At 60.0% G+C, this 9,728-nt stretch carries 7 protein-coding genes; 4 read left to right on the top strand and 3 right to left on the bottom strand.

The genetic code is table 11. The features are described from left to right. Positions 1-90: 90 nt before the first annotated feature. The 3 genes from DES53_RS31790 to DES53_RS31800 form a co-directional block, all read right to left on the bottom strand. Positions 91-1,122: an Lnb N-terminal periplasmic domain-containing protein gene (locus DES53_RS31790; RefSeq protein ID WP_211325762.1), complete on the bottom strand. Its 1,032-nt coding sequence runs from the start codon at positions 1,120-1,122 to the stop codon at positions 91-93. 118 nt (positions 1,123-1,240) lie between these two features. Continuing rightward, positions 1,241-1,579 (bottom strand): GlsB/YeaQ/YmgE family stress response membrane protein, encoded by a 339-nt coding sequence (locus tag DES53_RS31795; RefSeq protein ID WP_113962374.1) that lies wholly within the window; start codon positions 1,577-1,579, stop codon positions 1,241-1,243. Positions 1,580-1,704: 125 nt separating this feature from the next. Further along, positions 1,705-3,033, bottom strand: coding sequence for a metal-dependent hydrolase family protein (locus DES53_RS31800; RefSeq protein ID WP_342782381.1), 1,329 nt, complete (start codon positions 3,031-3,033; stop codon positions 1,705-1,707). Positions 3,034-3,394: 361 nt separating this feature from the next. On the opposite strand from DES53_RS31800, the gene DES53_RS31805 reads away from it, so the two are divergent. The 4 genes from DES53_RS31805 (at position 3,395) to DES53_RS31820 (ending at position 9,538) form a co-directional block, all read left to right on the top strand. Continuing rightward, complete coding sequence (locus DES53_RS31805; RefSeq protein WP_113962375.1) at positions 3,395-4,894, top strand: carboxypeptidase M32; 1,500 nt, start codon at positions 3,395-3,397, stop codon at positions 4,892-4,894. 216 nt (positions 4,895-5,110) lie between these two features. After that, complete coding sequence (locus DES53_RS31810) at positions 5,111-5,659, top strand: hypothetical protein (protein WP_113962376.1); 549 nt, start codon at positions 5,111-5,113, stop codon at positions 5,657-5,659. A gap of 194 nt (positions 5,660-5,853) precedes the next feature. Then, complete coding sequence (locus DES53_RS31815) at positions 5,854-8,217, top strand: hypothetical protein (RefSeq protein ID WP_211325763.1); 2,364 nt, start codon at positions 5,854-5,856, stop codon at positions 8,215-8,217. Positions 8,218-8,242: 25 nt separating this feature from the next. Continuing rightward, complete coding sequence (locus tag DES53_RS31820) at positions 8,243-9,538, top strand: DUF1501 domain-containing protein (protein ID WP_113962377.1); 1,296 nt, start codon at positions 8,243-8,245, stop codon at positions 9,536-9,538. Positions 9,539-9,728: the final 190 nt, after the last annotated feature.

A 9,728-nucleotide genomic window follows, 5' to 3' on the forward strand; every position in this document is an offset into this window, starting at 1 on the left:
CGGGTTGTATCGAGCGTTTGAGCAAGGCAGCCTCGGGAGACGCGCAACTGACCGCAAACGGAGTGGGCGGACCACCATGGGGCACCACCATCACGGCTTTGGCCTCAGGTGCTCGCGGATGCGCTTGGAGAACTCCGGATCCTGATCCGCCGCCTTTGCGTATTCGCTGATGAGTGACTGCTTGCGCAAGTCCTCAAATGGCACCGTGGTATCCAGCAGCCCTTTCGCATACGCAAAGCGATCCGCATAGCCATTGATGAGCAGACGCGGGTCGTAGCTCATTCCCTTGCCTTCGCGGTGGGCATGGCGATCGATGTTTACCGTGCAGTTGTTGCTGAAGAGCGCGTAGTACTCCGGCTTCTCCACGAGCTGGTTCATCTTCTCCACATAGGAAAGAAAGAGACGTCGCGCGCCCGCATTCCCAGCGTGGGTATGGTAGAGATACACACGCTCGTTGCGATAGTTGCTGCGCACGCGGACAAGGTCCCGCTCCTCACCCACCACATAGATGAGCTCGAACTGCTTGAACAGTGAGGGGATGGCAGAGTACTTCTCGTTCTTCTCCAGCCGCGCTTCGATGGAAATGCTCAACGGCGGGGCGTTGTCAAAAAGGAAGCTCACGAACGTGTGGGCGATTGGCTTGTCTGTCCACGTGGAGAGAAAAAAGTCCACGCCCGTGAGATGCGCGAGATCCACCTCGCGTTCCTCATGGCGCACGGTGAAGTCCGTACGAGAGCGGTAGTCAAAGTTCCGCACGCCTGTGATCCTCACGCGATCACCCTCGATGATGGCGTGGGGCATCACGCTGACCTCCGGCCGCCAGTCGCGGTCATTTCGCGCGGGAATGAGGGACCACCAGATCATCACGGCCACCACCACGGCTGCTTCTACCCAGAAGGCGCGGCGATCTCTCGCCAGCCACAGCGCCCAGATGCCGATGCCCGCAACCACCAGCGCCAGCACCGCGCGCAGCCATGGCCAGGGGAGATTGGAGTAATGAATTGCCAGGGCTGCCCACGTGATCAGGATGAAACGACAGAAAAATCCCGCGGTGCAGGCCAGCCACAAAAGCAGGCGCCGCCACCATGGGGCTGCGGGCGGATGTGCAGTAGCGGGATTCACCGCGCGGCAATACCGCAGGAACGCGGTTGGTGCCAGAGATCAATCCACTCGAGCCGTCTGCGGTGAGGGAGAATCTCCGGTGCGCTGAAGCCACAGCGCGGAGCCGGAAACGAGAACCTCAGGAGTTGAAGGGATTGTCGTCTTTCGCTGGTGTCACTGCGGGACGTGCCGGCTCCTCCTTCTTCCCACGCTTGCGGAAGAAACGCCATGCGACCACCAGCAGCAGGGAACCTGTAAAGGCGGCAATAAGATCCTCAAAGGTGATCTTCAGTTCGCCCAAGCCGAGGTCGATGCGCAACACCCGGAAGAGCATTCCTCCAATGAGAGCGCCCAGCATCCCAAGACCAAAATTGGTCCAGTAGCCAAAACCCTGTTTGCTGAAGGTGGCCAGCCTCCCCGCCATCGTGCCTGCAATGGCTCCGACAATCAGCCAGACGATGATTTTTCCCAGTATCATGGCTCGCTCACGTGATTAGCTTCCCTGAACATACAAAATCGCGGGCAGTTTGCACGGTAATAGTTTCAAAGGTGCATCTCAAACGGCGAGCGCTCATGAATCAGCCTCAGTCCCCCGATGCCCGATCACGGTCTCAGCGCATTTTTGTACACCTTCCCATCCTTCATGATCACGAGGAAGTTCTTCTCGGGGTCTTCCACCAGCTTGATGTCAATGATGGGATCGCCGTCCACGAGGAGCAGGTCGGCCAGCGCGCCTTCCTCCACCACGCCGAGCTTGCCGGGGTAGGGATTGCGCAGGCCGCATGTGGCCAGCAGGGAGGCATTGTCGGAGGTGGCCATTTTGAGTATCTCCGCAGGCTGGTACCAGCGTGTGAGCTTGGTGAGTTGCGCACCTTGTCGTGGGGCAAGCTTGGCATCGAAGAGCGTATCCGTGCCGAATGCGGTCTGGATCTTGTGCTTCTTCGCCAGTTCGTAGGCCCTGTCCGTGCCGCGTGTCACCATGAGTTGCTTCAGATGGTTCGGGGATCCTTCCTTGAAGCGGGTGGCGTCTGGATCATCCAGGAACGGTTGCAGGGACCACCAGATGCCTTTTGCTGCCATGAGTTTTGCCGTCTCTTCATCCACAAGCTGGCCGTGTTCGATGCATTTCACCCCGGCCTGGATGGCCAACTGGATGGCGTGTGGGGTATAGGCATGCACGGAGACGTAGGTGCCCCAGTTCTCTGCAGCCCGCACCGCCGCCTGCATCTCCTCCAGCGTGTACTGGGTGACATCGAGCGGGTCGTAGTTTGAGGAGACACCGCCGCCGGCCATCACCTTGATCTGCGTCGCACCACGCATCAGGTTTTCCCGGGTGCGCAGCAGCACTTCATCCACTCCGTCCGCGATGGCGGTCATGCCGGTGCTTTCGGGGTAGGTGAGTGGGGCACCACGTTCACGAGGCACCAATGGCGGCAGGCGGAAATCCCCATGGCCGGAGGTCTGCGAGATGGTGGCCCCGGAAGGGTAGATGCGCGGCCCGGGAATCACACCTTCATCAATGGCGCGTTTCAAGGCGAAGCTGGCCCCACCCATGTCACGTACCGTGGTAAAGCCGCGCAAGAGCTGCTTCTCCGCTGCCTTGCCTGCCACCAGCGAGAGGTAGTTGATTTCGGACATCAGGGCCACCTGTAGCGGTACGCTCTCCAGCATGAGGTGCACATGCGCATCGATGAGCCCGGGCATGAGCGTGCGTCCACCACCATCAATGAGGACTGTGTCACCCCGCCGATCAGTGGGGATGGGTGAGGCCGAAATCTTTTCGATCTTGTTCCCACGCACCAGCACATGGGAGGGAGCAGAGAGTTCCCCGCTCTTCCCGTCAAAGATGCGCACGTTGGAGAAGAGGGTCACGGAGGCAGGGGCTTGCGCCGGAGGCGAGGGCGGTGCCTGTGCGGCTGCAGAGATCGCCATCAGCAGAGACAGGCGGGAGATGTGCCGTATGAAGGGGGCCATGGAGAAGGGGAGTTTCATGCGGTTCGGGGAATTGGATTGGGCATCAGGTCTGAGCCACATCGCGGCCGAAGCCAGCCGCAACGTGTCATGCGGAAAATATTTTATCCATGATGATGTCGATGGCCGTGTCTCGGAAGTATGGCTGGAAGACCGGGTTTTTGTCCAGTTGCCAGTCGGAGGGGGGAGGTGGAATGAAGGTAGGTGCAGCTGCGGGCGAAACAATTTCCGAGCCATTGCGTGCCCGTGCGATTCCCCAGACGTACTTCACAACGATCACGCATCCTCTTGCATCCGCGCGTGACTCACGTCACCATTTCCCATGCCCCTTACCGCATCCTCCTACGATCAGCTTTGCCAGGCCGCGCGTGACATCAATCTCCTCCAGAGCGCCTCGGCGGTGCTGGGCTGGGACCAGGAGACCTTCATGCCGGCGAAGGGCATCGAGCACCGTTCGCGCATCCTCGCGCATCTGAGCGGCGAGGCGCACGAGCGGATGACCTCCAAGCGCTTCGGCAAGCTGCTGGAACAGGCCGAGGTGGAGACGAAGCGCGCGGCCGAGACCTCCGTTGCGAAGTCGAATGTCACCCAGTGGCGCCGGGAATTCGACCGCGCCACGAAGCTCTCCAAGAAACTCGTGGAGGAGAACAGCAAGGCCATCTCGCTCGGCCAGGCCGCCTGGGCCAAGGCGCGCGGCGAGTCGAACTTCGCTGGATTCGCCCCGCACCTGGAGAAGCTCGTGGGCCTCTCCCAAGAAATCGCCGGGCGCTGGGGTGGCAAGAACGAGCCGTACGACGCGCTGCTGGACCAGCACGAGCGCGACAGCACCGCGGAGGAAATCGATAAGCTCTTCACCGCGCTCCGCCCGCATGTGGCGAAGATTGCGCAGGAAGCCGTGGCCAAGTCCAAGGCCGAAGCGCCCTCGGAAAAAGCCATGCTGGGGAACTGCCCCGTGGAGAAGCAGCAGACGCTGAACCGCGAGGTGGCCGAGTCGCTCGGATTCGACTTTGAAGCGGGCCGCATCGATACCACCGCGCACCCCTTCTGTTCCGGCTTCGGCCCCGGCGACGTGCGCCTGACCACGCGCTATGACGAGCGTGATTTCCTCTCCTCCCTCTTCGGCGTCATGCATGAGGCGGGCCACGGCTTGTATGAGCAGGGCCTGCAGGAAAAGGAGTGGGGCTTGCCCTCTGGTGCTGCCGTCTCGCTGGGCATTCATGAATCCCAGTCGCGCCTGTGGGAGAATCACGTGGGCCGCTCGCGAGCCTTCTGGGAGAAGTGGTACCCTCGCGCCACGTCGCTCTTCCCACATTTGAGGAAGCTGAAGTTGGATCAATTCCTCCTTGGGGTGAATCGCGCCGAGTTCTCCTTCATCCGTGTCGAGGCAGACGAAGCCACGTACGACCTGCACATCATGTTGCGCTTCTCTCTGGAGCGCCGCCTCTTCAGCGGCGCGCTGAAGGTATCCGAGCTCCCAGACGCGTGGAATGCCGAGTTCGAGAAGTCGTTTGGCCGCACGCCGCCGGATGACCGCCGTGGCTGCCTGCAGGACATCCACTGGTCCATGGGTGGTTTTGGTTACTTCCCCACCTATACCTTGGGCAACCTGAATGCCGCGCAGCTCTTCAGCGCCGCCATGAAGAAAGCCCCGATTCGCAAGGGCGCGGACAAGGGCGAATACGCCCCGCTGCTTGGGTGGCTGCGTGAAAACGTGCACGCTCCAGGCTCCACGCTCTCCCCTGCACAACTCATGGAGCACGCCACTGGAAGGAACACGAGCACCGCGCCTTATCTGAAGCATCTGAAGGCGAGGTTTCTATAAAGTAGCTTCGGCTTCAGCCGAACTCAGGAGACTTCTCCATCCATTCGGCTGAAGCGTGAAACTACTTTATAGGGCTTGCCAGCGCTTCCCGGATCGAGGCGTGAGCAATCCATTTTCCTAGGATACCATTGAATGTCTCACCGGCATTCTCGTCAATGCAGGTCGTGACAACGGCACCGCTTTCCTCATGATAGTGTGAATATCCAGTCCACCGCCATGAAGTCCCTCGTCCTATTCGCCTTTGGCCTCCTGGCATTCGCCCATGCCGCATCTGGTATTGATATCGCCATAGAACCCCTTCCGCCGGTAGGCAGTGAGATTTCCAAGTCCGAGGACGGTGTGGTCCAGGTGCATATGGACAAGCCCGGCACGGTGATTCTCGGACGCTGCCAAGTGGAGGCTCTGCCGGAAAATTACATCATCATCTTCACCGCGGAAGGTATGGCAACGGAACTGGGTGGAGGTTCCATTGCACTGGTGATCTATACTTTGGACCAAAAGGACATAGGGCACAGAGCCCATGGCGGATCCAACATGGGCCGACAGTCAGCCGAATGGTCCCACCTGAAGACGAGCTACCTTGCCAAAGCCACCAAGCAACATGATCAAATCATCCTGGGCATGCACTGCGAGGCGCCCTGCAAGATTCAACTCCGGAACTTCAAGGTCAATGTGATGACCCGCCAGGCGTACGAGGAAAAGATGGATGCCCGTTTCAAGAAGATGAAGGAATCCGAACAGCGCAAGGCGAAGAGCGACCAGTGATACCTGGCCCACCGGTCACCTCCCTCTTCATGGACTAAATGCGCATCCCGCAATCCTGGGAAAGGTCGGCCTAATGCTGAGCGTAGCAGGCACGTTAAACAGACACCTGCCCAGATGCGGCGTTCTCACCCCGCCGTGCATCTTGCCAGCCAAGATCGCTCCGCGCTCCTATGTACTCTCTTCGCATCGGCTCCATGCGACGACTTTCGTCCTTTGCGCTGCCATTGCTGCTCTCATTCGCGGGCTTTGTCTGTGCGGCAGAACCTCCCGCCGAACACCGTGGGCCCGCCTGCGTGGGCATCGATCCCTATTTCTTGAATGAAGTCTGGGTGAAGGTGGGGGCTCAATCCTGCTTGAAGTGCCACAAGGCCGGTGGAGACGCGGAGGATAGCAAGTTCATTTTGCAGGACCCGTCGCGGGATACCTCGGAGGAGAGGCATGCTTCCTCCCAGCACAACTGGGCCGCCTTTCGCGCCATGGCGCTCTCGCGCGAAGGTGATGGCGACGGGAAAGACAAGACCCAGGCCAAGGCCAAGCTCGACGAATCCCGCATCCTCCTGAAGGCCCTCGGAAAACTGGATCACGGCGGGGATGATGTGCTGAAATCCGGCACGCCGCGTTATCTGGTGCTGGAGCAGTTCGTGCGAACCGTGGAAGCCGCACACGAGGGTAAACCACTGCCGAAGCCCGCCATCACCGTCGCGAATGACCCGCCGTTCTTCGCAGGTATCGAGATGGTGGATAACCGTAAACTGCTGCGCCGCCTCACGCTCTCGCTGGCCGCGCGCCTGCCCGCGCCGCAGGAGGTGGCCGCGGTGGAGAAAGATGGGCTGGAGGCACTGGACCCCATCCTCGATGCAGTCATGAAGGAAGAGGCCTTCTATGACCGGCTCGCGGAAGCGTTCAATGACATCCTTCTCGTGCGCGGATATGACAATGGAGCGGAAAGCGCGCTCTCGTACGACCACTTCAGCACCACACGCCACTGGACGCAGAAGTTTGACCTCACGAAGCACGGCGATGAGAAGGCGCAGACGAAGGCTCGCTACAAGCTTGCGGATGACTATCGCGAGGCCCTGATACGTGAGCCGCTGGAGCTCGTGAAGTACATCGTGCGGAACGATCATCCCTTCACCGAGATCGTCACGGCGGACTACATCATGATGTCGCCGTACACCTCGCGTGGATACGGGATGTTTGAGGAGCTCAAGGACAAGTTCAAGAATGTCGAGGACCCGTATGAATACATCCCGGTGCGCCTTCACGCGCTGAAGAATCGCACGGGCCGCGACCACCAGTCGTCGGGGACGGGCTATTATCCTCATGCGGGCATGCTGAGCATCTTCCAATACCTGCGCCGCTATCCCACCACAGAGACGAACCGCAACCGTCTGCGTGCACGCATGTATTATGAGCACTTCCTTGGCATCGATGTGCTGGAGCTCGCGGCCCGTGTCGCGGATGCCGCTGCCGTGACTGCGAAGTATGAGATCCCCACCATGCAGGCCTCCGAATGCGTGGTGTGCCACAAGACCATCGATCCCGTGGCCGGTCTCTTCCAGGACTACTATAGCTTTGAAGGCGTCTTCGGTCCGCGCAAGGATGGCTGGTTCAAGGACATCTTTCCCGCTGGTTTCGAAGGTGAGGACATGCCTGCAGATCAGCGGTGGCGTGCCCTGCAGTGGCTCGGCGAGCACACGGTGAAGGATCCCCGTTTCGCCACCACCATGGTGGAGCATGTCTATCGCACCCTCACAGGCCGCAAGGTACTGCTGCTGCCCAAGGCGCTCGATGACCCCACGTATGAGGCGAAGATGCGGGCCTATCGCGCACAACGCCGCGAGGTGGAGGAAATTGCTGGCGTCTTTGTGAAGGCGAACTTCAATCTCAAGACTGCGTTCAAGGCCTGGGCCGTGTCACCCTTCTACCGGGCCGATGGCCTCGCCACCAGTGCCGCGGATCCGAAACGTCAGGCGGAACTCGCGGACATCGGCCTCGCACGCATGCTCACACCAGAGCAGGTGGAGCGGAAGATTGCCGCCATCTTTGGCAAGAGCTGGGGCAGGCTGATGGACAAGCAGTACTCCATCCTCTATGGCGGCATCGATTCGAAGGAAGTCACCGAGCGCGCCGTGGACCCCAGCGGAGCCATGGGCGCCATCCAGCGCACCCTGTCGAATGACATCGCCTGCAAAAATGTGGCCTCGGATTTCGCCAAGCCCGCAGAACAACGACGACTCTTCCCGAAGATCGAGCCGGATGTGCTGCCGGGTGAATCTACTGAGAAGGATCAGCAGATTCGCGAAGCCATCGTGCATCTGCATGCGGTGGTGCTGGGCCGCTATGACACCATCGACGGCGTGGAAGTGACACGCACGTTCAACTTGTTCTCGGGCATCATCAGCGATGCCAGGGCTCGCAAGGGCCTGGAGCAGCTCGAGAACTATTCCTGCCGCGCTGAAGGCGAAGCGCGCTTCAAGGACCCCAACTACACCGTGCGTGCGTGGCGCGGCGTCGTGACCTACCTGCTGCGCCAGTCAGATTTCCTCTACGAGTAGCACCCTCCCACTGCTTGCCGTTTCCATGAGACGCGATTTCCTCAAACTCTGTGGCCTTGCCGGACTCGGCGTGGCCGCACCGATCACATTTCCCCGGGTGGTGCGCGCGGAGGAGAAGCAGCTCACTGCCTATGAAGGGCCGTACTACGTGGTCTTCAATGCCTCGGGCGGATGGGACACCACCTACCTCATGGATCCGAAGGGTATCAATGAGATCAACCGGCTCTACAAGGAAGGAGACATCCTCACGCACGGTGCGCACAAGTATGCTCCCACAGCGAAGCGGATGAAGGAGGGCTCGGGCATGAGCAACGAGGACTTCTACAAGGAGTTCGGCAGTGAACTGCTCGTGCTCAATGGCCTCGACTACTCGGTGAACAACCACTCGCCCGGCGCGCGCTACATGGCCACGGGACATCTCGATAGCCTCGCGTATCCCACCTTCGCCGCATTGATTGCCGCCGCTCGTGGACCGCACTGTCCGCTCGCGTATCTCACGTTTGGCAACTACTCGAACACGGGGAACCTCGTGGCCATGTCACGCATCCCTTATCTCCCTTCGCTGCAGCGTGTGGCGAATGCGGATGGCATCGAGGGCAACGCGAAGAAGCCCTACCACGACGACTTCGTGATGGATCGTATCGAGCGCACGCTGAAGGAGCACACGGACGCGCGCATCTCGAAGGACCTGCTCCCTCGCGTGGAGCGCGCTGAAAGCATGCTCTACGCCGCGCAGCTCAACTCGAAGGCACTGGAGCGCGTGACCCCTTACATCCCTGCGAGCATTCCCAAGGAGCGCCTCTCTCAACAGGCGGAAATCGCGCTGGCTTCCTTCAAGGCAGGTGTGTGCGTCTCCGCAAACCTCACCATCGGCCAGTTCGACAGCCACGCGAACAATGATCCGGACCAGATGAAGCTCATCCCGGAATTCCTCGCCGGCATCGCCTATCTCATGCGCCGTGCGGAGGAGCTGAAGATTCGTGAGAAGCTCGTGGTGGTCATCCAGAGCGAGATGGGCCGCACCCCAACTTACAACAAAGGCAATGGCAAGGACCACTGGTCCATCGGATCCATCATGTTCATGGGCCCAGGCATCAAAGGGAACCGCGTTCTCGGCGCCACGGATGAAAAGCAATTCGCCGTGCCGATGAATCCCGCCACGCTGGCTCTGGAGAAGGAAAAGGAGAAAGGCATCCGTGTGCGTCCCGAGCACATTCACATCGCTTTGCGTGAGTACGCAGGCATCGCCACGCACGCCATGAGCAAGCAGTATCCACTCGTGGTCCCGGAGAAGGATCGCTTGAAGGGTCTGTGGGGGTAAGCGCAAAGCGCATCAAAGAGCAGCTTCGGCTTCAGCCCAATGCCATGAAGGGAAGTTGGCGAGGAATGGCGTAAAGGATGTTGCGTTTGAGATGATTAAGTCTAGTTAGATAAATGGAGTCGCGGAAGTGGTTGTCTGTTTTTTTCTGAGTTGAGCGCGCAGCGTTTGCGCCGGGTGCGTGAGCGTTGTG

The sequence above is a fragment of the Roseimicrobium gellanilyticum genome (assembly GCF_003315205.1).
Classification (GTDB): Bacteria; Verrucomicrobiota; Verrucomicrobiia; order Verrucomicrobiales; family Verrucomicrobiaceae; genus Roseimicrobium; species Roseimicrobium gellanilyticum.